Source organism: Streptomyces sp. WG5, assembly GCF_049974565.1.
Lineage (GTDB): Bacteria > Actinomycetota > Actinomycetes > Streptomycetales > Streptomycetaceae > Streptomyces.
Genome location: NZ_JBNGGC010000042.1, coordinates 1 through 21,389 on the forward strand (window position 1 = coordinate 1; position 21,389 = coordinate 21,389).

The 21,389-nt window shown below is 70.0% G+C and carries 23 protein-coding genes; 8 read left to right on the top strand and 15 right to left on the bottom strand.

Annotated features, from left to right (window positions below):
- Window positions 1–106 precede the first annotated feature (106 nt).
- Both ACP4IX_RS31785 and ACP4IX_RS31790 read right to left on the bottom strand, forming a co-directional pair.
- The gene (locus ACP4IX_RS31785; protein ID WP_426557971.1) at window positions 107–781 is read right to left on the bottom strand and encodes a response regulator; all 675 of its coding nucleotides are present in this window, start codon (window positions 779–781) and stop codon (window positions 107–109) included.
- Entirely contained in the window at window positions 778–2,040 is a 1,263-nt protein-coding gene (locus ACP4IX_RS31790; protein WP_426557973.1) for a sensor histidine kinase, read from the bottom strand. Before ACP4IX_RS31790 ends, ACP4IX_RS31785 begins: the two co-directional genes overlap by 4 nt.
- A gap of 93 nt (window positions 2,041–2,133) precedes the next feature.
- Here ACP4IX_RS31790 and ACP4IX_RS31795 point away from each other — a divergent pair, with 93 nt between their 5' ends.
- Window positions 2,134–2,694, top strand: coding sequence for a GNAT family N-acetyltransferase (locus ACP4IX_RS31795; protein ID WP_426557975.1), 561 nt, complete (start codon window positions 2,134–2,136; stop codon window positions 2,692–2,694).
- 25 nt (window positions 2,695–2,719) lie between these two features.
- Here ACP4IX_RS31795 and ACP4IX_RS31800 read toward each other — a convergent pair whose 3' ends face one another.
- From ACP4IX_RS31800 to ACP4IX_RS31835, 8 genes are all read right to left on the bottom strand, one after another.
- A complete protein-coding gene (locus tag ACP4IX_RS31800; protein ID WP_426525472.1) occupies window positions 2,720–4,285 on the bottom strand; it encodes a type IV secretory system conjugative DNA transfer family protein in 1,566 nt (521 codons plus the stop codon).
- Between the two features lie 23 nt (window positions 4,286–4,308).
- On the bottom strand, window positions 4,309–5,721 hold the full coding sequence (locus tag ACP4IX_RS31805) for an ATP-binding protein (protein WP_426525470.1): 1,413 nt from the start codon (window positions 5,719–5,721) through the stop codon (window positions 4,309–4,311).
- A gap of 12 nt (window positions 5,722–5,733) precedes the next feature.
- Window positions 5,734–7,293 carry an SCO6880 family protein gene (locus ACP4IX_RS31810; protein ID WP_426525468.1) on the bottom strand — a complete coding sequence of 520 codons (1,560 nt, stop codon included), beginning with the start codon at window positions 7,291–7,293 and terminating at the stop codon, window positions 5,734–5,736.
- On the bottom strand, window positions 7,290–8,630 hold the full coding sequence (locus ACP4IX_RS31815) for a hypothetical protein (protein WP_426557976.1): 1,341 nt from the start codon (window positions 8,628–8,630) through the stop codon (window positions 7,290–7,292). Before ACP4IX_RS31815 ends, ACP4IX_RS31810 begins: the two co-directional genes overlap by 4 nt.
- Window positions 8,620–9,432, bottom strand: coding sequence for a hypothetical protein (locus ACP4IX_RS31820; protein ID WP_426557978.1), 813 nt, complete (start codon window positions 9,430–9,432; stop codon window positions 8,620–8,622). The genes ACP4IX_RS31815 and ACP4IX_RS31820 overlap by 11 nt, the downstream gene beginning before the upstream one ends.
- A 167-nt stretch (window positions 9,433–9,599) precedes the next feature.
- Window positions 9,600–9,908 carry a hypothetical protein gene (locus ACP4IX_RS31825; protein WP_398136057.1) on the bottom strand — a complete coding sequence of 103 codons (309 nt, stop codon included), beginning with the start codon at window positions 9,906–9,908 and terminating at the stop codon, window positions 9,600–9,602.
- Between the two features lie 218 nt (window positions 9,909–10,126).
- Window positions 10,127–10,525, bottom strand: a complete 399-nt coding sequence (locus tag ACP4IX_RS31830; protein ID WP_426525462.1) for a DUF397 domain-containing protein — start codon at window positions 10,523–10,525, stop codon at window positions 10,127–10,129.
- Between the two features lie 9 nt (window positions 10,526–10,534).
- Entirely contained in the window at window positions 10,535–11,386 is an 852-nt protein-coding gene (locus ACP4IX_RS31835) for a helix-turn-helix domain-containing protein (protein WP_426557980.1), read from the bottom strand.
- Between the two features lie 201 nt (window positions 11,387–11,587).
- Between ACP4IX_RS31835 and ACP4IX_RS31840 the strand changes: the two genes are divergently transcribed.
- The 3 genes from ACP4IX_RS31840 to ACP4IX_RS31850 all read left to right on the top strand — a co-directional run bounded on the left by ACP4IX_RS31840 (window position 11,588) and on the right by ACP4IX_RS31850 (window position 14,120).
- Window positions 11,588–12,016: an ATP-binding protein gene (locus ACP4IX_RS31840; protein ID WP_426525458.1), complete on the top strand. Its 429-nt coding sequence runs from the start codon at window positions 11,588–11,590 to the stop codon at window positions 12,014–12,016.
- A gap of 137 nt (window positions 12,017–12,153) precedes the next feature.
- Window positions 12,154–13,173, top strand: a complete 1,020-nt coding sequence (locus ACP4IX_RS31845; RefSeq protein WP_426557982.1) for an NlpC/P60 family protein — start codon at window positions 12,154–12,156, stop codon at window positions 13,171–13,173.
- A gap of 236 nt (window positions 13,174–13,409) precedes the next feature.
- On the top strand, window positions 13,410–14,120 hold the full coding sequence (locus ACP4IX_RS31850) for a phosphatase PAP2 family protein (RefSeq protein WP_426525454.1): 711 nt from the start codon (window positions 13,410–13,412) through the stop codon (window positions 14,118–14,120).
- Window positions 14,121–14,266: 146 nt separating this feature from the next.
- Here the strand turns inward: ACP4IX_RS31850 and ACP4IX_RS31855 are convergent, their stop codons facing one another.
- Window positions 14,267–14,437 (bottom strand): hypothetical protein, encoded by a 171-nt coding sequence (locus tag ACP4IX_RS31855; protein WP_426525452.1) that lies wholly within the window; start codon window positions 14,435–14,437, stop codon window positions 14,267–14,269.
- A gap of 87 nt (window positions 14,438–14,524) precedes the next feature.
- On the opposite strand from ACP4IX_RS31855, the gene ACP4IX_RS31860 reads away from it, so the two are divergent.
- Together ACP4IX_RS31860 and ACP4IX_RS31865 are read left to right on the top strand one after the other, a co-directional pair.
- Complete coding sequence (locus ACP4IX_RS31860; RefSeq protein WP_426557984.1) at window positions 14,525–15,529, top strand: hypothetical protein; 1,005 nt, start codon at window positions 14,525–14,527, stop codon at window positions 15,527–15,529.
- Between the two features lie 77 nt (window positions 15,530–15,606).
- Entirely contained in the window at window positions 15,607–15,771 is a 165-nt protein-coding gene (locus tag ACP4IX_RS31865; protein ID WP_426525480.1) for a hypothetical protein, read from the top strand.
- 141 nt (window positions 15,772–15,912) lie between these two features.
- Here the strand turns inward: ACP4IX_RS31865 and ACP4IX_RS31870 are convergent, their stop codons facing one another.
- Window positions 15,913–16,293, bottom strand: a complete 381-nt coding sequence (locus ACP4IX_RS31870; protein WP_426525448.1) for a metal-sensitive transcriptional regulator — start codon at window positions 16,291–16,293, stop codon at window positions 15,913–15,915.
- A 239-nt stretch (window positions 16,294–16,532) separates the two neighbouring features.
- On the opposite strand from ACP4IX_RS31870, the gene ACP4IX_RS31875 reads away from it, so the two are divergent.
- Window positions 16,533–17,153, top strand: a complete 621-nt coding sequence (locus ACP4IX_RS31875; protein WP_355558929.1) for a DUF47 domain-containing protein — start codon at window positions 16,533–16,535, stop codon at window positions 17,151–17,153.
- 7 nt (window positions 17,154–17,160) lie between these two features.
- Window positions 17,161–18,159 carry a low-affinity phosphate transporter PitH gene (pitH, locus tag ACP4IX_RS31880; protein WP_398136049.1) on the top strand — a complete coding sequence of 333 codons (999 nt, stop codon included), beginning with the start codon at window positions 17,161–17,163 and terminating at the stop codon, window positions 18,157–18,159.
- A gap of 191 nt (window positions 18,160–18,350) precedes the next feature.
- Here pitH and pstB read toward each other — a convergent pair whose 3' ends face one another.
- The 3 genes from pstB to pstC all read right to left on the bottom strand — a co-directional run bounded on the left by pstB (window position 18,351) and on the right by pstC (window position 21,277).
- Window positions 18,351–19,127: a phosphate ABC transporter ATP-binding protein PstB gene (gene pstB / locus ACP4IX_RS31885; protein ID WP_055417635.1), complete on the bottom strand. Its 777-nt coding sequence runs from the start codon at window positions 19,125–19,127 to the stop codon at window positions 18,351–18,353.
- Window positions 19,128–19,211: 84 nt separating this feature from the next.
- Window positions 19,212–20,267, bottom strand: coding sequence for a phosphate ABC transporter permease PstA (gene pstA, locus ACP4IX_RS31890; RefSeq protein ID WP_426525443.1), 1,056 nt, complete (start codon window positions 20,265–20,267; stop codon window positions 19,212–19,214).
- Window positions 20,264–21,277 carry a phosphate ABC transporter permease subunit PstC gene (gene pstC, locus ACP4IX_RS31895; RefSeq protein WP_426557987.1) on the bottom strand — a complete coding sequence of 338 codons (1,014 nt, stop codon included), beginning with the start codon at window positions 21,275–21,277 and terminating at the stop codon, window positions 20,264–20,266. The genes pstA and pstC overlap by 4 nt, the downstream gene beginning before the upstream one ends.
- Window positions 21,278–21,389: the final 112 nt, after the last annotated feature.

Sequence of the window (21,389 nt, forward strand, 5' to 3'; positions counted from 1 at the left end):
TGTGGGAGAGTAGGACGCCGCCGAACAATCATTGCGAGAAGACCCCGCACCGGGAACGGTGCGGGGTCTTCTGCGTTCACGGCCCTTTTCGTCCGGGGCCTTCTCCTCAGGACGGCTTCACCAGTTTCGTGTCGTACGCCAGGATCACCGCCTGGACCCGGTCCCGTGAGCCGGTCTTGGCCAGGATGCGGCCCACGTGGGTCTTGACCGTCGACTCCGCCAGGTGGAGGCGCTCCGCTATCTCCGTGTTGGTCCAGCCCTGGCCCATGACCCTGAGGATCTCGCTCTCGCGGTCGGTGAGGGAGGCCAGGCGGGGATCGGGGGAGTCGTCCTGCGCTGCTGCTGCTGCTGCGGCCGGCAGATGGTGGACGTACGCGTCGAGCAGGCGACGGGTCAGGCCCGGGGCCACCACCGCGTCGCCACTGGCCACCGCACGGACGCCGGAGAGCAGCTCCTCCGGCTGGGCGTCCTTGACGAGGAAACCGGAGGCTCCGGCGCGCAGGCCGGCGTAGGCGTACTCGTCGAGGTCGAAGGTCGTGAGGATGAGGACCCGCGTGCGGCCGCCGCCCGCGACGATACGACGGGTCGCCTCGATGCCGTCGAGGTTGGGCATGCGGACGTCCATGAGGACGACGTCGGGGTGGAGGTCGGCCGTCATACGGGCGGCTTCCGCGCCGCCCGCCGCCTCCCCGACGACCGTCATGTCGTCCTGGCTCTCCAGGAGCATCCGGAAGCCGAAGCGCTGGAGCGGCTGGTCGTCGGCGATGAGGACGGTGGTCACTGCGGGGGTTCCTCCGGTAGGTGCAGGTGGACGCGCCAGCCCTGCTCGGGGCCTGGGCGTGGGCCGGCCTCAAGTGTGCCGCCGTACAAGGACGTTCGCTCACGCATCCCGGGCAGGCCGCGGCCTTCGGAGGGGCCGGGGGCCGGGCCGCCGCGGCCGGTGTCCGTGACGGTGAGGGTGACGGCGCCGCCGGTCTCGTAGGAGAGGCCGATGTGGGCGGTGGCGTCCGGGCCGGCGTGTTTGAGGGTGTTGGTGAGGGCTTCCTGGATGACGCGGTAGACCGTGAGCTGGCGGCCCTCCGGAAGGGTGGGCCGGCCCTCGACGGTCGTACGGACGGGCAGGCCGGCCTTCCGGACGCCGTCGAGGAGGCGGTCGAGGTCGGTGAGGGCGGGCTGCGGGGCCAGTTCGGCGGCCTGGATGCCGTCCTGGTCCTCGTCGCGCAGGACGTCGAGCAGACGGCGCAGTTCGCTCAGGGCCTGGCGGCTGGTGGTGGCGATGGCGTCCAGGGCCTGGGCGGCGCGTTCGGGCGACTTGGCGGCGGCGTAACGGCCGCCGTCGGCGAGGCCGGTGATGACGGAGAGGTTGTGGCCGATGATGTCGTGCATCTCCCGGGCTATGCGGGCGCGTTCGGCGGCGGCGGCGAGCCGGAGCTGCTGGTCGCGTTCGGTCTCCAGGCGGCGGGCGCGGTCCTCCAGGGCCCCGGTGTAGTCGCGACGGCTGCGGACGGTGATCCCGATGAGGGCGGCCACACCGACGGAGAGGAGCTGGGAGCCGATCTGCTGGTTCCAGGAGCCCGTGCCGTCCCCGTACCGGGCGACCGCGACACAGGCCGGGGCGGTCACCAGCGCCACCGCCCACCACAGGTTGCGCAGCGGCAGGCGCAGGGCGATGTGGTGGACGAGGAGCAGCTGCAGCAGTGCCGCCTGCAGGGCGGCGCCCGACCAGGCGTTGACCAGGGCCGCGGGCAGCGTGACGAGGAGGGCGGCGTGCGGATGGCTGCGACGCCACAGGAGGGGGACGGAGAGGGCGAGGCTGAGGGCGACGACGAGGCCGGCGGGTACGTCGGGGTCGTGGGCGACGTTGCGCCAGCCGCCAGAGGCGTCGATCAGGGCGGCCAGTACCCAGAAACCGGTGAGGTGCAGGTCCCAGACGAGTGGACGACGGCGGTCGAAGGCGCGTGCGCGGCGGCTGACGCGCTGCACGTACTCGGTCAGGGGTTCCGCCGCTCGCTCACCGGCGACGGGCTTTACGGGCTCCATCCGACCATGGTCGGGGGTGCGGACGCGGAGGACGTCCGTCCGGAGGCCGTATATCAGGTGAGGGCGTAGTACCCGGGTATTACGGTGGCCCGCATGAGTGCCTCCGCCCCCGGTGACTACGTGATCCGCTCCATACGTGCCGACGAGTGGCCGGCCGTGAAGGAGCTGCGGCTGCGTGCGCTGCGGGACCCGGTCGCGCATCTCGCGTACTTGGAGACGTACGACGACGCCGTGGACCGGCCGGACTCCTACTGGCAGGAGCGGGCGGCGAAGGCCGCCGAGGGTGCTTCCGGGGTGCAGCAGATCGTCGCGGAGGGGCCGGGAGGCCGGTGGCTGGGCACGCTGACCGTGATCGTGGAGGAGGCCGGTACGACGGACTGGGCCGGGTTCCCCGTGGAGCGGCGGCAGGGGCACGTGGTCGGGGTGTTCGTACGTTCCGAGTGGCGGGGCAGCGGGCTGACGAAGGCGCTGTTCGCCGCCGGGCTGGAGTGGGCGTGGGCGAGCGGCCTGGAGCGGGTGCGGCTCTTCGTGCACGCGGAGAACGGGCGGGCGCAGGGTGCGTACCGGAAGGCAGGGTTCGCGCCGAGCGGGCGGACGGTGACGCTGGAGGGCGGGGCAGGGGGCTGCGAGCTGGAGTTCGTGGTCGAGCGGTGACGCGGGCCTCCTGCGGCTGCTGACGTCACACCGGCAGTTCGTCGTGGGGCCAGCGGGCCCGGCCCTGTTCGCGGGAGCGGAGCAGGGCCAGGGTGGGCATGCCCCGGTCCGCGCCGGTGGCCAGCAGCTCCGGGAGCTGGGGGAGCGGGGCCACGGCGGCGACGTCGTCCAGGACGAGCGTGAGTGGTGGGTCGAGGCGACCGGAGGATGACCGTTCGGCCATGCGCCGGCCGCGCTCGACCACGCTTGAGACGAGCGCCGTCAGCAGCGGCATCGCGCCCGGGCTCGTCCGGGGGTCTTCGATGGATTCACCCACCACGTAAAGGGTTCCCTGTTCGTGGATGAAGGAATCCAAGGCGAGGGCATCAGTTCGGTTGGGAGTGCATGCCTCGCGGATGTTGACCGTCGAGAGAACGGCCAGGGCCCGGGTGGTCAGCTGCTGGGCCATGTCCCGGCGTTCGGGGTGGGCGGTGAGGGCCCCTTCGAGTTCGCCCGCCGCGCCGGGGGCGGCCTTGGGGTTCGTACGGAGGACGCGTACGGCGTCCTGGATCTGGAGGCCCTGGGACCAGCGGTGGACGTGGCGGACGGCGCGGCCGTCGACGGCGGCGGCGTGGAGGTAGCTGCGCAGCAGCAGTTCGGCGGTGTCGCCGACCGCCTGGTCGAGCCGGGCGGTCGGCCGGACCGGGGTGAGGAGCGCGGCGGCTCTGCTCACGGCCGTCTGCCTGTCCTCGCAGCCCACGGTGGGGGACCAGTGGAGGCGGGCCGGGGTGTCGCAGAGGTGGTTCGGGTCGTAGAGGTGGCAGGGGCCGAGTTTCGCGCGGGCGTCCTTGGTGTCCGACCAGAGGTCCGGGTTCGAGGTGATGACGAGGGCGGGGCCTGCCGCGTCGCGCAGGGCCTGGCTCGCGGTCGACCGGCGGGCGCCGGGCGCGCCGTAGCGCACCGCGCCTTCGGGGCGGTGCGCTTCCCAGCCGTGCATGTGTCGGCCGTCGGCCGCCGGGGCCAGGGGCTTCTCCTCCGGTGGTGTCTCCCGTTGAGGCGCCCTCGGGGCCGGCACCTCGTGCACGTGCGCCGGGTCCGGCCGCCCCTCCGGTTCAGGGGCCGGGGCAGGGACCGGGGACGGGGCCGCAGCCGGGGCCGGGATCGCGGTCGAAGGCGAGGCCGGGGACGGGGCCGGGGCCGGTTCCGGACTTCGTATGTCCGCCGTCGGTTCCGCCGCGCGCCGCCGCTGCCGTACCGCCCGCCACCGGGCCACCGTGCCCATCACGAAAACGGCCAGGACCACCAGCACCATCACCTGGCCGATGAACAGTCCCCAGAACAGCCCGTACCCGGAGAGCGCCGTCTCGGGGGTGTCCGGCCAGGCGCCGGGGAGGTCGTGGGGTTCGGAGAGCAGGTGGCGCATGGCCAGGGGCGTGCCGGTGAAGGTGACGCCGGAGGGCCAGGAGCCGTGGGCGAACAGGGCGGAGAGGCCGGTCGCCGTCCACACCAGCAGGGTCATGCCGAGGAGGAAGGCGAGGATGCCGATCAGCAGCCCGTCGGGGATGCCGCCCTGCTGGTCCGGCCGCCGGCCGCGATGGTCGTCCGGTCTCATGCCTTCGGTACCTCCCCGTCTTCCTACGCCACCGTCGATTCGGTCGATTCGCCGATGTGCTGTTCCACGAAGGCCGCCGCCCGTTCCTCCGCCTCCAGCTCGGCGGCGCGCAGGGCGTCGTCGTTGAAGTCGGCGGACGACTCGGTCATCGCGCGGTCGGTGAAGACCAGGGGGCGTTCGGTCTCGGTGATCAGGTGTTTGACCACCTGGACGTTGCCGTTGACGTCCCACACCGCGATGCCGGGGGTGAGGGTGGGGATGATCTCCACCGCCCAGCGTGGCAGGCCCAGGACGCGTCCCGTGGCCCGCGCCTCGTCGGCCTTCTGGGCGTAGATGGTCCGGGTGGAGGCCATTTTCAGGATGGCCGCGGCTTCTCTGGCCGCCGCTCCGTCGACGACGTCCGACAGGTGGTGCACCACCGCCACGAAGGACAGACCCAGCCGGCGCCCGAACTTCAGCAGCCGCTGGAACAGCTGCGCCACGAACGGACTGTTGATGATGTGCCAGGCCTCCTCGACCAGGAAGATGCGCTTCTTCCGGTCGGGGCGGATCCAGGTGTGCTCCAGCCACACGCCGACGATGGCCATGAGGATCGGCATGGCGATGGAGTTGCGGTCGATGTGGGACAGGTCGAAGACGATGAGGGGGGCGTCGAGGTCGATGCCGACCGTCGTCGGGCCGTCGAACATGCCGCGCAGGTCGCCGTCGACGAGGCGGTCGAGGACCAGCGCCACGTCCAGGCCCCACGCCCGTACGTCGTCTATGGCGACGTTCATCGCCTCGGCCGACTCCGGCTCGGGGTGGCGGAGCTGCTCGACGATGTCGGTGAGGACCGGCTGGCGCTGGACGATGGTCTCGTTGACGTAGGCGTGCGCGACCTTGAGGGCGAAGCCGGAGCGCTCGTCCAGCCCGTGCCCCATCGCGACCTCGATGATGGTGCGGAGCAGGGCCAGCTGCCCGGTCGTCGTGATCGCCGGGTCGAGGGGGTTGAGCCGGATGCCGTGGTCCAGGGCGGCCATCGGGTCCAGCCGGATGGGCGTTATGCCCAGCTCCTCGGCGATGAGGTTCCACTCGCCGACGCCGTCCTCGCCCTGGGCGTCCAGGACGACGACCTGGCGGTCCTTGAAGCGGAGCTGGCGCAGGACGTACGTCTTCTCCAGCGCCGACTTGCCGTTTCCGGACTCCCCGAGCACCAGCCAGTGCGGGGCGGGGAGCTGCTGGCCGTACAGCTGGAAGGGGTCGTAGATGTAGCCCTTGCCGGAGTAGACCTCGCGGCCGATGATCACGCCGGAGTCGCCGAGGCCGGGTGCGGCGGTCGGCAGGTAGACGGCCTGCGCCTGACCCGTGGAGGTACGGACCGGGAGGCGGGTCGTCTCGACCTTCCCGAAGAGGAAGGACGTGAAGGCGTCGGTGAGGACGGACAGCGGGTCCCGCATCAGGCTCAGCCCCTACCTTCGGATGCCGGTGGCGAACGGAAGCGTGTTCACGAAGGCGCGATGGTGCTCACGGTCGCACCACTCCAGTTTCAGATACGACTTTCCGGCCGAGGCTCGTATCGTCCGCTTGTCGCGGGCCAGCGCCTCGGGGGAGCGGGAGGAGACCGTGATGTAGCCGACCAGGTTGACGCCGGCGGCGCCGCTGGCGAGGTCCTCGCCCCGTTGGTCCAGCCGGCCGTGGGCGGCGACGTCGCGGGGGTCGACGGTCCGGTTCATCTTGGCGGCGCGGGACGCCTCGGCGTCGTCGTTCGTCTTCTCGGTCAGCATGCGTTCGATGGCGACCTCGGTGGGTTCGAGGTCCATCGTCACGGCGACCGTCCGGATCACGTCCGGGGTGTGGACGAGGAGCGGCGCGAGGAAGTTCACGCCGACCGGGGTCATCGGCCACTCCTTCACCCAGGCGGTCGCGTGGCACCAGGGCGCGCGGGTGGAGGACTCCCGGGTCTTGGCCTGGAGGAAGGTCGGCTCCATGGCGTCCAGTTCGGCCGGCCAGGCGTTGCGCTTGGTCATCGCCTGGATGTGGTCGATGGGGTGGTCCGGGTCGTACATCGCGTGGATCAGCGAGGCGAGCCGGCCCTGGCCCAGCGGCTGGCGCACCCGGATGTCGGCCTCCTGGAGGCGGGAGCAGATGTCGGTCAGCTCGCGCGCCATCACGACCGCCAGTCCGGCGTCGCGGTCCAGCTTGCGCCCGTTCTGCGGGCGGGCGGCGCGGGCCATGGCGTTGGCCTCGGCCGCCAGCTCGCGGGTGTAGTGCATGCAGGCGATGAGGTAGGCGCGGTGCTGCTCGCTGCTGGTGGACACCATCGACTGGAGCTGGTCGTACGACTGCTGCAGCCACGGCAGCGCCTTGTCGTCGCCGCGCTGGGCGACGTCCTTGGCGTGCGCGTCGGGGTCGGCCGGGAGGGTGCGGGCGAGCATCTGGATGCGGGTGACGAAGCCGTCGCCGTTGGCCACGTGCTTGAGCAGGGTGCCGAAGCGGTCGACGAGGGCTTCCTGGTCCTCGGAGTCGCGCAGGCCGACGCCGGGCCCCTCGATCTCGATCGCGGCGGTGACGGTCTTGCGGTCGGCGTGCAGCAGTACGGCGATCTCGTCCGGCCCGAAGGGCGCCGCCAGCCAGCTGATGCGGCCGATGCCGGGCGGCGGGCCGATCTCGACCTCCCGCCCGTCGATGCCGGTGCCGGCCTCGATGGCGCCGGAACGGTAGGTGGTGCCGCGGCGGAGCGTCCGCTTGTAGCTGCGGTTGATCTCGAACCACTTGTAGAACGTCCGGTGCTTGTACGGCACGTAGACGGCGGCCAGCGCGAGCATCGGGAAGCCGACGAGCAGCACGATGCGCAGGGTCAGGACGGGGACGAGGAGCCCGCACATCATGCCGAGGAACGCGCCGACGACGATCAGCGCGATCTCACCGGTCTCGCGATTGCGGCCGACGATCGCGTTCGGCCGGGCGCGGCCGATCAGATACGTACGGCGGGGCGTGACCGGATGGGACACGTGGGACTCGGTCGTCAACGCCCGTCACCTCCTGTGCTCTTCTTAAGGCTGTTACGGGTGTTGCCGGCGTGGGGCGTGTTCACCGGGCTGCCGGAGCGCGGTGCGGGTGCGGCGGAGGGGACACTTCCGCCGCTGCCGTTCGCGGGGCGCGAGCTGTGCGCGGCGACCCCGCCGGAGGCCGGGTTCGAGGGGCGGGGCGCCGAGGCGGAGGCGGACTGGCCGCCTCCGCCGTTGCCGTTGTGGCGGGTGCTGTGGGTTCTGATGCCCTGGGCGACCAGGTTCGCAGGGGAGCTGATCACGGCCGCGGCCTTGCCCTCGGCGCCCTGCATGATGCGGTTGTTGCGGCTGTTCGCGATCTCGTCGCCGAAGCCGGGGACGAAGCGGTAGATCATCGCCGAGGCGAAGATCGCGAGCAGGATGATCGCGAGGCCGGAGACGATGGCGGCGACGGAGTCGGGCCCCTCCTCCGTGGTCAGCGCGCCCGCGAGGCCCAGCACGATGACGATCACCGGCTTGACCATGATCACGGCGATCATGATGCCCGCCCAGCGGCGGACGTGCCCCCACAGGTTCTTGTCGACCAGGCCGGCGTAGACGACGACACCGAGCAGCGCGCCGACGTAGAGGAGGACGGCCCGCAGGTAGAGCTCCAGGTAGAGGACACCCGCGGCGATGATCGACACGAACGACACCAGGATCAGCATGATGGGGCCGCCGCCGATGTCGTCGCCCTGCTCCAGCGCCTGGGAGAACGTGCCGAAGAAGGTGTCCGTCTGGTCCCCGGTGCCCTTGGCCAGGACATCGGTCACGGCGTCGGTCGCGGACACGACCGTGTACAGGATCAGCGGCGTGAAGGCCGAGGCCAGGACGGTCAGCCAGAGGAACCCGACGGCCTCGGAGAGCGCGGTGGTGAAGGGGACGCCGCGCATGGCGCGCTTGGCGACCGCCAGCAGCCAGAGGATCAGCGTGAGGATCGCCGACGCCCCGAAGACGATGGCGTACTGCTTGAGGAACGTTCCGTTCGTGAAGTCGACCTCGGCGGTGTTCTTCACGGCGTCACTGAGGGTCTCGACGGTCCACGCGGCGGCGTCGGCGAAGCCCTTGGCGAGGGAGGAGAGGGGGTCGACGGAGGTGCTGGGGTCGAAGTTCTGGCTGCCGGAGCCTCCGGTGGAGCCGCCGCCTTCGCCGCGTTCGCAGTAGTCCTTGGCGGGGCCGTGGATCAGATCGCAGGGGTCATCACTCGGAGTGGGCGAAGGGGTGGGTGCGGCGAAGGCACGGGCGGCGAAGAGGAACGACGCGGCCTGTACGGCTGCGACGACGCCGGCCAGTCCAAGTACGCGGCGGTTAGCGGGCATACGTGAACCCTCCGTACTCCTGGACGGCCTTCGCCATCTCGTCGGCGCTGGAAGCCCTGTCGTCTCCGGGAATCGGCGCCGGGCCGTCCTTCTGGGAGTGCGTCGTGATCTTCCAGTCACCATCAAGCCACTGAAGCTTCATGGTGATGGTGAACCAGCTGTTCGTGACCGGGGCAGTGGAGTTCTGACCCGCGAGTCCGAGTAGACCGCTGCACCAGACCTCGACGGTCGCATTGTCGGCCGAGGCTTCGGTGACCTTGGTGCCGATCGGGCTGGTACGGGACACGAAGGTGTAGCCCTTCGGGGTGGATCCGTCCTCGTTCAGTCCGACATTCTTGTTGAATGTCGGACTGTATGCCTTGTCCAGGGTGGCCTCGAAATCGGCCACCCTGGAAGGAACGATGATGGCCCGCAGGATCGGGTCTCGCTTGGCCTTGTCGAACATGTCGGCCGAGCCCAACGCCACCGCGTAGTTCGCCGCCGCGCTCTGCGCCCCCTGCTCGTCGTGGGCGAAGCCCGACTGCACCGGCAGGGTTCCGGAGGGCGCTGTCGCCGATGTCTTCGGCTTGTCCTCGGCCGCGTCGTCCGAGGATGAGGAATCGTCTCCTCCACGGTTCGCGAGGGCGATCGCGGCGATGAGGAGGACGACGACGCCGACCACGGTGACCAGGCTGCGCGACGACGAGCGGCCGCCGCGCCGGGGGCCGCCGTAACCGTCGCCGCCCCCGTCGGGCAGCCGGGTCCGTGTCTGACCGGTGCCGCCGTAACCACCGGAGGACTGGTGATCGTCTCCGAGACTCATGCCGCGTACGCCCCCTCGACGTCGTGTCTGCCGTAGCAGTACGACGGTAGCCGTGCTGGTCCTCGCGCGGACGCGGTGTGGTGACTCGACATCAGAGAAACGCAACCTCAGCCGGTTGGCACGACGGACGGGTGGGATGGAGGAGGAAAGGGGGCGCGTGTGTCGGGCTACACGGCCATCCCGTACACGATGGTGAAGAGCGTGCCGAGCGAGCCGATGATGAACACGCCCGTCAGGCCCGCGATGATGAGGCCCTTGCCCTGCTCCGCGCTGAAGGTGTCGCGGAGCGCGGTGGCACCGATGCGCTGCTTGGCGGCACCCCAGATCGCGATGCCGAGGCAGAGCAGGATGGCGACGGCCATCACCACCTCGATCATGATCTTGGCCTCGGTGCCCAGGCTGCCGAAGGGGCCCCAGTCCGGAGCGATCCCCCCGATGATGGTGTTGATGTCTCCCTCGTCGGCCGCAAAGAGCATGTAAGTCACCGCCCCTGTTGGGTAGTTCCGCGCCCTCTGCGGACGTGCAGAGGTCAGGCATCATTGTCGCTGACGATGACGCCGTCGTATGTCGACTTGGCGTCATTGATTGGCGGGTTTCGTACGAATAGCTTGCCACCGGCCCGCGCCAGGCCCTAACGGGGTGGCGCGAACCGGTATGTAAAGAGTCGTATGGTCACTCTGTGTATCACGTTCCGTTACGCCGGGCAACGATGCTGGAGTGCGACCTGGTGTCCGTTTGCGTCGTTGAGCCCTTCCGCGAAGTGGTCGAACTCGCCCGCCCGCACGCCCAGTGCGAAGGCCTCCCACTTCTGACGATCCGTCGTGACGACCGTTCCGGTGGCCGCGGTGTCGTGGATGCGTACGGGGGTGTCGCCGTCATCCTCGTGAGTGAAGGAGACCTGGATGGCCGTCGGCCGGGCGTTCGACTTCACGGCGGTGAGCAGGGCGCCGAAGGCAGCGGGGGTGGCGGTGAGTATGGAGCCGGTGGGGTCGCTGCTCTCGGTGAGATGGACGGCCCCGGCTGTTGCCGTGACGTGAATGCAGGATTCGCCTTCGCCGCAGTAGGTGGATTTCTGCCACTGGATGAGCTGCATGACTACCTCTCAGATCGTCTGGCTGATGTGGTGAATGAGGGCCCGGGACTCCAGCTCGATCAAACTGAGGGACATGAGGCGGTCCAGGACCACGCGGTACTTGTTCAGCTGGGCTTCCGCGTCCAGCAGGGCGATGCCGTGCGATTGGTCGAGTTGGACCGTGTCGAGCGGCGGTACGGGGCCGTGCACGTAGTAGACGGGCTGCCCCGCACCTGGATAGCCACCCGCTTCGAAGGGGATGACGTGGACCGAGATGTTGGGGTGCTCGCTCATTTTGATCAGGTGCTTGAGCTGTCGCTTCGCCACGTCCCGGCCGCCGAAACGCATGTGAAGGGCGGCCTCGTGAATGATCGCGCGGTAGGGGATCGGGTCCTTGCGGAACAGAACCGCCTGGCGCTTGATGCGAAACGAGGCCCGATGCTCCACCTCCGGAGGTGACAGGTCGGGGACGACCTGGTGGAACACCTCGCGGGCGTGGTCCAGCGTCTGGAGCAGGCCCGGGATGCCGGAGGTGTGGGCGGTGCGCAGCGCGGTTCCGTGATGCTCCAGCTCGGCCAGGTCCAGTAGTCCCGGCGGAAGGATGTTCCGGTACTCCTCCCACCAGCCCCGCCGACGCTCACCGGTCATTCCCGCGAGTGCTTCGACGAGGTCCTTGTCGGGGCACTCGTACTGGCACGCCAGAGTGCGTACGCGGTCGGCGCTCACCGGCAGGCGACCCGTTTCCATGTTGCTGACCTGGGCCTGCTTGATGCCGAGGAGGCGTGCCGCTTCCGTCGAGGTCAAGCCGGCGTGTTCGCGCAGCTTGCGGAGCTCGGCACCGAAGCGGAGCTGTCGCGCTGTGGGGTTGCTTCTCACGGCCATGCCCGTCACTCCTCCGTACCACTTGTCACCCACTCAGGTGGAAGAAGTAGTTATAGCTCCGAATGGGATAAAGAACATATCCCGCGGTGCTAGCTTCAGTTGTGGCGCCTCACCGCCCAGAAGCGCACCGGCCGACGGACCGGCATGCCACTGGGCAAAGGAATGAGAGTCCCCAACTCTTCTCTGTGAACGGAGACTTCCATGGCCACCGTAAACCCGTCCTGGGGCTACACCCTCCACCTCCCGCACGATCCACGCGCACCGGGGATCGCCCGCACGACCCTGCGCGCCACCCTCGCCGCGCACGGTCTCGAGGAGCTGACGCCCACCGCCGAACTGCTGGCCGCCGAGCTGCTCGCCAACGCCCACCTGCACACCGCTGGTCCCTACTCCCTGCGCATCCTGTCGCGGGAGCCGGGCCGGTTGCGGGTCGGCGTGTGGGACAGCGACTGGCGGGTGCCGCCGGGCTTCCGTGAAGGGGAGCCCTGCGCCGTGGCGTCGGAGGACGCCGAGAGCGGCCGGGGTCTGCATCTGGTGCGGGCCTGCGCGGACGCCGTGGGCGTGTCGGTGCTGCGCGAGCTCGGTGCCTCGAAGGGCGGCAAGCTGCTGTGGGCGGAGTGCCGGCGGTGACCGGGGCGGCGGTCCCGACGGCGTTCGCGGCGGGCGCTGTCCGGTGGCGCCCGGTGGGGCGCAAACGCGCCATTCGCTGAGGGGCGGGCCCGAAACGGTGCCGACATGGCCGGAAAGTGTTATTGAACGGCCCGGACATGGGGGAGGGTTGGGCCATGCGCAAGATGTGGGTCGGGGCCGGTGTCGGGGCCGCCCTCGGGATGGGCTTCGTGATGCTGCTCGTCGTGGGCGTCTACGTCACCGCCGGGAACCTCGCCGGCGGCACCGGCGGCGGGTCGAAGAAGCTCGCCAAGGGCTCGGTGCCCGCGGCGTACCAGCCGCTCGTGCAGAAGTGGGGCAATGCCTGTCCCGCCATCAACCCGGCACTGCTCGCCTCCCAGCTCTACCAGGAGAGCCGCTTCAACCCGCGGGCGCAGAGCCATGCGGCGGCGCAGGGCATAGCGCAGTTCATCCCCGGGACGTGGGCCACCCACGGGGTCGACGGGGACGGGGACGGCGACCGGGACGTGTGGGACCCGAACGACGCCATCCCGTCGGCGGCGCTGTACGACTGCTCCCTCGCGTCGTACGTGAAGGACGTGCCCGGGGACCCGGCCGAGAACATGCTCGCCGCCTACAACGCGGGGCCCTACGCGGTGATCAAGTACCAGGGCGTGCCGCCGTACGAGGAGACACAGAACTACGTAAAGACGATCATGACGCTCGCGGAGAGCTTCGCCGCGCCCACCACCCGGGTCGACCCCTCCGAGCAGGCGGCGGGGGCCATCGCCTACGCGCAGAAGAAGCTCGGCACGCCCTACCTGTGGGGCGGGAACGGCACGGCCGACCAGGGCGGGCGGTTCGACTGCTCCGGGCTGACCAAGGCGGCGTACGAGAGCGTGGGGATCAAGCTGCCCCGGGTCGCGAACGACCAGTACAACGCGGGGCCGCACCCGGGCCGGGACGAGTTGCTCCCCGGCGACCTGGTGTTCTTCTCGGACGACCTCACCAACTCCCGGGCCATCCGACATGTGGGGATGTACGTGGGAGGCGGATACATGATCAACGCGCCGAGGCCGGGTGCTGTGATCCGGTTCGACCCGATCGACACCCCCGACTACTTCGGGGCCACCCGGGTGACCGAAGATGGCGCGAAAGCGCTGCCCACCACGGTGTGAATGCCATGGTTTGAACGCAGCGTGAACCCATGCCCTGAGCTGCGACGACGTGTTTCTCTTCGATAACGTCTGCGTGATCATTCGGTGGAGTGTGGAACGTATCAACGGGGGTCGTGCGTTCCTGTTCACGTGTAGGTGTGCGGACCGTTCGGTTCCGGCGGATCTACGACCACGGGGGTGGCAGAAGAGGCGTGCGCTCGGCGCGCCGGAGGAAAAGACGAAGGGGCCGCAGCACCATGGCTGGACTCGCCGAATCCGGGTCGAACCCCGACGTCGAGCTGCTCTACGACATCAACGGCCTGGCCAAGGACGCACCGCACTGGTTCGACCGGGTCATGGAGTTCGTGGGTGAGTACGGACTGCTGTTCGCGATCGTGCTGCTGGTGATGTGGTGCTGGTGGTCCGGGCGCCGGCGGGACCACGAGGATGCGGCCTCGAACGTGGCGGCCCTGGTGTGGGCGCCACTCGCGGCCGGCGTCGCGGTGCTGGTCAACGTGCCGATACGGGGATTCGTCGAGCGGCCACGGCCGTTCAAGACCCATGAGGGGCTGGAGGTGCTCGTCGCGGGGAAGGAGGACTTCTCCTTCGTGAGCGACCACGCGACGCTCTGCATGGCCCTGGCCGTCGCCCTGTTCGTCGCCAACCGGAAGTTCGGGCTCGCCGCGATGGTGCTGGCGGTGTTCGGCGGTTTCATCCGTGTCTACATGGGTGTGCACTACCCGACGGACGTCATCGGCGGCTTCGCCCTCGGTACGGCCGTCGCGCTGCTGCTGTCGCCGGTCGCCATGGCCCTGCTCGTGCCGGTGACGCGGGCCGTGGAGCGGTCGCCGCGGGCCGGGTGGCTGATCAGCGCGCGGGGGCGGGACGACGCCGCCGGGCGGAGTGCCGTGATCCCGGGGGCTCGCCAGGAGAGTGCCGGAGCGGAGGAGCGGGATCTCGCCGCGTGAGGCCGCTCCTGAGGATGCCCGCAGCGCGTTCGGGCAGCTGAGGACGTGGGTGAGGACGCGGTCCGGGTCGTCCCGGTGCTCGAGAAGCGCCGGGTGCCGGGCCGCGTCTTCGTCGTTCAGCGGGGTGGTGCAGACCTGACCCGGGGTCAGGCCTGCGCGTGCGTCCGGGCGTCGGTGCGGGCCTGGCTCCTGGCCCTGCGGGCCGGACCCCGCCAGCCGCAGGTGCAGCGGGCCAGGCAGAAGGGGCCCTGTTCGACGGTCGTCGTGAGGTGTTCCGGGACATCCTGAGGAGCTTCGAGACCTTCCTGCTGCGCCACGCCCACAACGTTACCGGCGTCGCCTGCCCCTCGTTAACCGGGACGGCAGGGGGACCGGAACGGGTGTGACGGCTGGAGTAGGTGGCGATGGACCGATGGGAGAGGAAGCGGCGCAGTAGGAGGGTGGGCGGGCGCCTCGTCCTCGCCCAGGGCGTGGTCTGTGTGTGTCTGGCCGGGGGCGCGTGTTCCGGGCTGGGAGCCGCCGTGCAGGGAGCGGGCGGAGCCCAGGAGGCGGGTGACGGCGATCCGGTCGCCGTACTGCACCGGGCCGCCGGCCGGCTGGTGGCCGCCGGAAGCGCCAAGACGCGTACCGCGATGGAGATGGCCAGCGGCGGGACGCGGGTGACCATCCGCGGCGAGGGCGTGTACGACTTCGACGGGCGGCTCGGGCGGCTGAAGGTACGGCTGCCGCAGGACCCCGCGGGGGCGAGCGAGCACCGGCCGATCACCGAACTGCTCGCACCGGGCGCCCTGTTCATGAAGAACCGCGGGGCCGGCGTGCCCGACGACAAGTGGGTGCGGGTGGACACCGCCTCGCTGTCCGACGGGAACCTGGTCACCGGCGGGGCCACGGACCCGCTCGCCGCCGCCGAGGTGCTGCTGGGGACGCGGACGGCGACGTACGTGGGGCGGACGGAACTCGCGGGGACCCCGGTACGGCACTACCGGGGGACCGCCGACCTCGCCCGGGCGGCCCGGGACGCCTCGGACGGCAACAGGAAGGCGCTGGCCGCGGCGGCCGAGGGGTTCGCCACCGCCGAGGTGCCGTTCGACGTCTACCTCGACGACGAGGGCCGCATCCGCAAGGTCCGGCACCGCTTCAGCTTCGCCAACGGGCGGGACGAGGGGACCGTGGCCGTCACCTCGACGACGCTGCTCTTCGATTTCGGCGCCGCCGTCCGCGTACGGCTGCCCGAGGAGCAGGACATCTACGCCGGCAAGATCGCGGCGGAGCCGGGGGAAGGGTCGCCGGACGGGCCGGGGGAGGCTTCGGCGGACGGGCCGGGGGAGGGCTCGGCGGAGGGCTCGGCGGAGGCGTCCGGCGCGGGGGCGGGCGCGGGCGCGGGAGCGGTGGCGGGCGGCAAGGACTAGCCCTTCCGTGCCATGCGCGGTGTGTAGGCCGCTCCCTACTCTAGGAAGCCGGTGACGGCAGAGACGAGGTGACGCGCGTGGCTCCGGTCGGCGGTACGGCGGTTCAGGACCACGTGGCCCTCGCCGAGATCGAGCTGTGCGGCGAGCTGATCATCGCGGCGTCGGCCGCCCGGGAGCGGCTGAGCCTGGAGAGCATCGACGAGGTGCTGCGGGTCGCCGAGGAGCGCGGGACCGGCCAGTAAGCGGGCGGGACCGGCCAGTAAGGGCGCGGACCGACGAGTAAGGGCGCGGACCGGCCAGGCAGTGCCGCGCGGCCGGCCGGTAAGGGGCCGGCCGGCGGCGGACGCGCCGGCGGCCGGCGGCGGCGGTCCCGCCGGTGCCGGTCACGTGCGCAGCAGACGGCCGATCGCCTTCGTCGCCTCCTCCACCTTCGCGTCGATCTCGGCGCCCCCCTTGACGGCCGCGTCGGCGACGCAGTGGCGCAGGTGCTCCTCCAGCAGCTGCAGGGCGAAGGACTGCAACGCCTTCGTGGAGGCGGACACCTGCGTGAGTATGTCGATGCAGTACACGTCCTCGTCGACCATCCGCTGCAGGCCGCGGATCTGGCCCTCGATGCGGCGCAGGCGCTTGAGGTGCTCGTCCTTCTGCTTGTGGTAACCGTGCACACCGCGGTCGTGATCGGTCACCGGGTCCGTCCCGTCCGCCGTCGGCACCGCGTCCACGGCGGGGGAGGGCGCACCTGCGCCGGCCTCAGTGGTCGTCATCGCGTCCTCCTGTTGTCTGGGCAGCGTGTGCGGAGTCGGGGCAGATAGCGGACATATACCCCTGGCGGGTATATCGTAACGAACTTCGCGGGGTAGGGGGCCCTTGCCGGGACGCCGACGTCGCCCCCCTGCTCATCACTCTGCCTGATGGGCGACACTGGAGGACGGCCCGTTAGCAGTGGCCGGATGATGCGCCTAGCATCAGCCTGACCGAAACCGATGCACCCCGAGGACCCCACGTGCGCTTTCGTCTGACCCCCAGGGAGACGAGCTTCTACGACATGTTCGCCGCTTCCGCGGACAACATCGTCACGGGCTCCAAGCTCCTGATGGAACTGCTCGGGGCGGACGCATCCGCCCGGGCCGAGATCGCAGAGCGTATGCGGGCCGCCGAACACGCAGGTGACGACGCCACGCACGCGATCTTCCACCAGCTGAACTCCTCGTTCATCACGCCCTTCGACCGCGAGGACATCTACAACCTCGCATCCTCCCTCGACGACATCATGGACTTCATGGAGGAGGCCGTCGACCTGGTCGTCCTCTACAACATCGAGGAACTGCCCAAGGGCGTCGAGCAGCAGATCGAGGTGCTGGCACGGGCCGCCGAACTGACCGCCGAGGCCATGCCCAGTCTGCGCACGATGGACAACCTCACCGAGTACTGGATCGAGGTCAACCGGCTGGAGAACCAGGCCGACCAGATCCACCGGAAGCTGCTCGCCCACCTCTTCAACGGCAAGTACGAGGCCATCGAGGTGCTGAAGCTGAAGCAGATCGTGGACGTCCTGGAAGAGGCGGCCGACGCCTTCGAGCACGTGGCGAACACGGTGGAGACCATCGCGGTCAAGGAGTCCTGACCCCTTCATGGACACCTTCGCTCTGGTCGTGACCATCGGGGTCGCGCTCTTCTTCACCTACACCAACGGTTTCCACGACTCGGCGAACGCGATCGCGACGTCCGTGTCGACGCGTGCGCTGACGCCCCGGGCGGCGCTCGCCATGGCCGCGGTCATGAACCTCGCCGGCGCGTTCATGGGCTCCGGGGTCGCCAAGACCGTCAGCGAGGGGGTGATCGAGACCCCCGAGGGCTCGAAGGGGATGGGGATCCTCTTCGCCGCGCTCGTGGGCGCGATCGTCTGGAACCTCATCACCTGGTACTTCGGTCTTCCCTCGTCCTCCTCGCACGCGCTGTTCGGCGGCATGGTCGGGGCGGCCCTCGCCGGGAGCACGACCGTGTACTGGCACGGGGTCGTCGACAAGATCGTCATCCCCATGTTCGTGTCGCCGGTGATCGGCCTGCTCGCCGGGTACCTGGTGATGACCGCGATCATGTGGATCTTCCGGCGGTCCAACCCGCACAAGGCCAAGCGGGGCTTCCGGATCGCGCAGACGGTGTCGGCGGCCGGCATGGCGCTGGGCCACGGCCTGCAGGACGCGCAGAAGACGATGGGCATCGTGGTGATGGCGCTGGTCATCGCCGACGTCGAGGACTACGGCGACCCCATTCCGGTGTGGGTGAAGGTCGCCTGCGCGCTGATGCTGTCCGCGGGGACGTACGCGGGTGGCTGGCGGATCATGCGGACCCTGGGCCGGAAGATCATCGAGCTGGATCCGCCGCAGGGGTTCGCCGCGGAGACGACGGGCGCGTCGATCATGTTCGGGTCGGCGTTCCTGTTCCACGCGCCGATCTCGACGACGCACGTCATCACGTCCTCGATCATGGGCGTGGGCGCGACGAAGCGGGTGAACGCCGTGCGGTGGGGCGTCGCCCGGAACATCATCGTGGGCTGGTTCATCACGATGCCGGCGGCCGCGGTGGTGGCCGCGTGTTCGTTCTGGGTCGTGAACCTGGCGTTCCTGTAGCGGGGCCCGGCACGGCTGTGATCCGGGGCCGGACCGCGCGGCCCGGTGCCGACGGGTGCGGCGTGCGGCCGCGACCGCCCGGGCCGGCCCGACGAAGCGGACAGGGCCCGCCCCCGGTGAACCGGGGGCGGGCCCTTTGTGCTCCTCGCGGTGGCACCGCCATGCAGCACCGCGAGGGGATCGGGTTCGGGCTATCCGAAGCGGCCCGAGATGTAGTCCTCCGTGGCCTGGACCGACGGGTTGGAGAAGATGCGCTCCGTCTCGTCGATCTCGATCAGCTTGCCGGGCTGTCCGACCGCCGCCAGGTTGAAGAACGCCGTACGGTCCGAGACGCGCGCCGCCTGCTGCATGTTGTGCGTCACGATGACGATCGTGAAGCGCTCCTTCAGCTCGCCGATCAGGTCCTCGATGGCGAGGGTGGAGATCGGGTCCAGGGCGGAGCAGGGCTCGTCCATGAGCAGGACGTTCGGCTCGACCGCGATCGCGCGGGCGATGCACAGGCGCTGCTGCTGACCGCCGGAGAGGCCGGAGCCCGGCTTGTTCAGGCGGTCCTTCACCTCGTTCCAGAGGTTGGCGCCGCGCAGGGACTTCTCGACGACGTCGTCCAGCTCCGACTTCTTGAACTTGCCGTTGAGCTTCAGGCCGGCGGCGACGTTGTCGTACACCGACATGGTCGGGAACGGGTTCGGCCGCTGGAAGACCATGCCGACCTCGCGCCGCACGGCCACCGGGTCGATGCCCGCGCCGTAGAGGTTCTCGTCGTCGAGCATGACCTTGCCCTCGACGCGGCCGCCGGGCGTGACCTCGTGCATGCGGTTGAGCGTGCGCAGGAACGTGGACTTGCCGCAGCCGGACGGGCCGATGAAGGCCGTCACCGAGCGGGGCTCGACGGTCATCGAGATGTCCTCGATGGCGAGGAAGGAGCTGTAGTAGGCGTTGAGGCCGCTGACATCTATGCGCTTGGCCATGGGAATCACTGCTTCTTTCGGGTCGCTGACTGTCTTCGCCTTGGCCGCGTCAGCGGCCGGCCGTGCGGCTGAGCCGCATAGATGTCACTTCGGGGCCTTCCAGCGGGCGATACCGCGGGCCACGAGGTTGAGGACCATGATGAACGCGATGAGCGTCAGGGCCGCCGCCCACGCACGGTCGTACGCCGCGCCGGCGCCGCCGCTGTTGGAGTACTGCAGATAGATGTACATCGGCAGCGATTCCTGCGCGTCCTGGAACGGGTTCGCGTTGATGAAGTCCGTGCCCCAGACCAGCAGCAGCACGGGGGCCGTCTCGCCGGTGATGCGGGCGATGGCCAGCATGACGCCGGTGGTGATGCCGCCGATCGACGTCGGCAGGACCACCTTCAGGATCGTGCGCCACTTCGGCACGCCGAGCGCCAGGGACGCCTCGCGCAGCTCGTTCGGGACGAGCTTGAGCATCTCCTCGGTGGAGCGGACGACCACCGGGATCATCAGGATCGACAGGGCCAGCGAACCGGCGAAACCGGACGGGCCCATGTCCAGCATCAGGATCCACGTACTGAGGATGAACAGACCCGCGACGATCGACGGGATGCCCGTCATGACGTCGACGAAGAAGGTGACGGCCTTGGCGAGCTTGCCGCGCCCGTACTCGACCAGGTAGATCGCGGTCAGCACACCGACCGGCACGGAGATCACCGCGGCGATGCCGACCTGCTCCAGGGTGCCGAGGATGGCGTGGTAGATACCGCCGCCCACCTCGGCGTCGGCCACCACGCCCATCGAGTGGGTGAGGAAGTAGCCGTCGAGGACCTTCACGCCGCGCTTGACGGTCGCCCAGACCAGGGAGGCCAGCGGGACCACGGCCACGATGAACGCGACCCAGACCATGCTGGTCGCCACGCGGTCCTTGGCCTGCCGTCCGCCCTCGACGCGCGCCGAGATGACGTACGTGCCGAGGACGAAGAGGACCGCGGCCATCAGGGCCCACTGGATGCTGCTGTTCAGCCCGGCCGCGGCGCTGATGCCCAGCCCGGCGGCGATCGAGCCGGCGGCGACCGCCCAGAGGAACCACTTGGGCAGCGTGGCGCCGCGCAGCGAGCTGCCGTTCCTGGGGGTAAGGGTTGCGTTGCTCATGCGTTGGCCCCCGAGTACTCCTTGCGGCGGGCGATGATCATCCGGGCCGCGCCGTTGACCAGCAGGGTGATGACGAAGAGGACGAGACCGGAGGCGATCAGCGCGTCACGGCCCATCTCGCTCGCCTCGTTGAACTTGCTGGCGATGTTCTGGGCGAAGGTGCCGCCGCCCGTGTCGAGCAGGCTGAGGTTGATCTCGAAGCTGGAGGAGAGCACCATCGCCACGGCCATCGTCTCGCCGAGCGCGCGGCCGAGGCCCAGCATCGAGGCGGAGATGACGCCGGAGCGGCCGAAGGGCAGCACCGACATGCGGATGACCTCCCAGCGCGTGGCGCCGAGGGCCAGGGCGGCTTCCTCGTGCATGCGCGGGACCTGCCGGAAGACCTCACGGCTGACGTTGGTGATGATCGGCAGGATCATGATCGCGAGCAGGATGCCCACGGTGAACAGCGAGCGCGGCGCGCCGTCGTTCCACTCGAAGATGCCGGTCCAGCCGAGGTAGTCGTCCAGCCAGCCGAAGAGCCCCTCCATGTGCGGCACGAGGACGAGCGCGCCCCACAGGCCGTAGACGATCGAGGGCACGGCGGCGAGCAGGTCGATCACGTACCCGATCAGGCCGCCCAGCTTGCGCGGCGCGTAGTGCGTGATGAACAGGGCGATGCCGACCGCGATCGGGACCGCGACGGCCATGGCGATGACCGACGACACGACGGTGCCGAAGGCCAGGACCGCGATGCCGAACTCCGGCGGCATGCCGGTCGGGTTCCACTCGAAGGTGGTGAAGAAGTTGGCCTCGTTCTCGCCGATGGCGATCGAGGCGCGGTAGGTGAGGAAGGCCGCGATGGCGGCCATGATGACCAGCACGAGGATGCCGGAGCCGCGGGAGAGCCCGAGGAAGATCCGGTCGCCGGGGCGGGTGGCGCCGCGCGCGGCGCGCTTGGCCTCGGCCTCGGAGGGCTGCTGCGGTACGGGTGCTGGTGCGGGCTTGTGGGGATCAGTGGTGATGTCCATCGGGTTCTCCGGTCTGCGGAGCCGTCCTACGCGGCGGCTCGGGCGGAACCGCCCCGTCTCGGGGGCTCCTGGCGGCGGTGCACCGGACGGTGCGGTCCGGCCCCCGCGTGGA

Excerpts from the sequence above, each read along its gene's own strand:
- ACP4IX_RS31790 (WP_426557973.1), bottom strand. The coding sequence starts at position 2,040 with ATGGAGCCCGTAAAGCCCGTCGCCGGTGAGCGAGCGGCGGAACCCCTG.
- ACP4IX_RS31795 (WP_426557975.1), top strand. The coding sequence starts at position 2,134 with ATGAGTGCCTCCGCCCCCGGTGACTACGTGATCCGCTCCATACGTGCC.
- ACP4IX_RS31800 (WP_426525472.1), bottom strand. The coding sequence starts at position 4,285 with ATGAGACCGGACGACCATCGCGGCCGGCGGCCGGACCAGCAGGGCGGC.
- ACP4IX_RS31805 (WP_426525470.1), bottom strand. The coding sequence starts at position 5,721 with ATGCGGGACCCGCTGTCCGTCCTCACCGACGCCTTCACGTCCTTCCTC.
- ACP4IX_RS31815 (WP_426557976.1), bottom strand. The coding sequence starts at position 8,630 with ATGCCCGCTAACCGCCGCGTACTTGGACTGGCCGGCGTCGTCGCAGCC.
- ACP4IX_RS31820 (WP_426557978.1), bottom strand. The coding sequence starts at position 9,432 with ATGAGTCTCGGAGACGATCACCAGTCCTCCGGTGGTTACGGCGGCACC.
- ACP4IX_RS31825 (WP_398136057.1), bottom strand. The coding sequence starts at position 9,908 with ATGCTCTTTGCGGCCGACGAGGGAGACATCAACACCATCATCGGGGGG.
- ACP4IX_RS31830 (WP_426525462.1), bottom strand. The coding sequence starts at position 10,525 with ATGCAGCTCATCCAGTGGCAGAAATCCACCTACTGCGGCGAAGGCGAA.
- ACP4IX_RS31835 (WP_426557980.1), bottom strand. The coding sequence starts at position 11,386 with ATGGCCGTGAGAAGCAACCCCACAGCGCGACAGCTCCGCTTCGGTGCC.
- ACP4IX_RS31840 (WP_426525458.1), top strand. The coding sequence starts at position 11,588 with ATGGCCACCGTAAACCCGTCCTGGGGCTACACCCTCCACCTCCCGCAC.
- ACP4IX_RS31845 (WP_426557982.1), top strand. The coding sequence starts at position 12,154 with ATGGGGGAGGGTTGGGCCATGCGCAAGATGTGGGTCGGGGCCGGTGTC.
- ACP4IX_RS31850 (WP_426525454.1), top strand. The coding sequence starts at position 13,410 with ATGGCTGGACTCGCCGAATCCGGGTCGAACCCCGACGTCGAGCTGCTC.
- ACP4IX_RS31860 (WP_426557984.1), top strand. The coding sequence starts at position 14,525 with ATGGACCGATGGGAGAGGAAGCGGCGCAGTAGGAGGGTGGGCGGGCGC.
- ACP4IX_RS31870 (WP_426525448.1), bottom strand. The coding sequence starts at position 16,293 with ATGACGACCACTGAGGCCGGCGCAGGTGCGCCCTCCCCCGCCGTGGAC.
- pitH (WP_398136049.1), top strand. The coding sequence starts at position 17,161 with ATGGACACCTTCGCTCTGGTCGTGACCATCGGGGTCGCGCTCTTCTTC.
- pstB (WP_055417635.1), bottom strand. The coding sequence starts at position 19,127 with ATGGCCAAGCGCATAGATGTCAGCGGCCTCAACGCCTACTACAGCTCC.
- pstA (WP_426525443.1), bottom strand. The coding sequence starts at position 20,267 with ATGAGCAACGCAACCCTTACCCCCAGGAACGGCAGCTCGCTGCGCGGC.
- pstC (WP_426557987.1), bottom strand. The coding sequence starts at position 21,277 with ATGGACATCACCACTGATCCCCACAAGCCCGCACCAGCACCCGTACCG.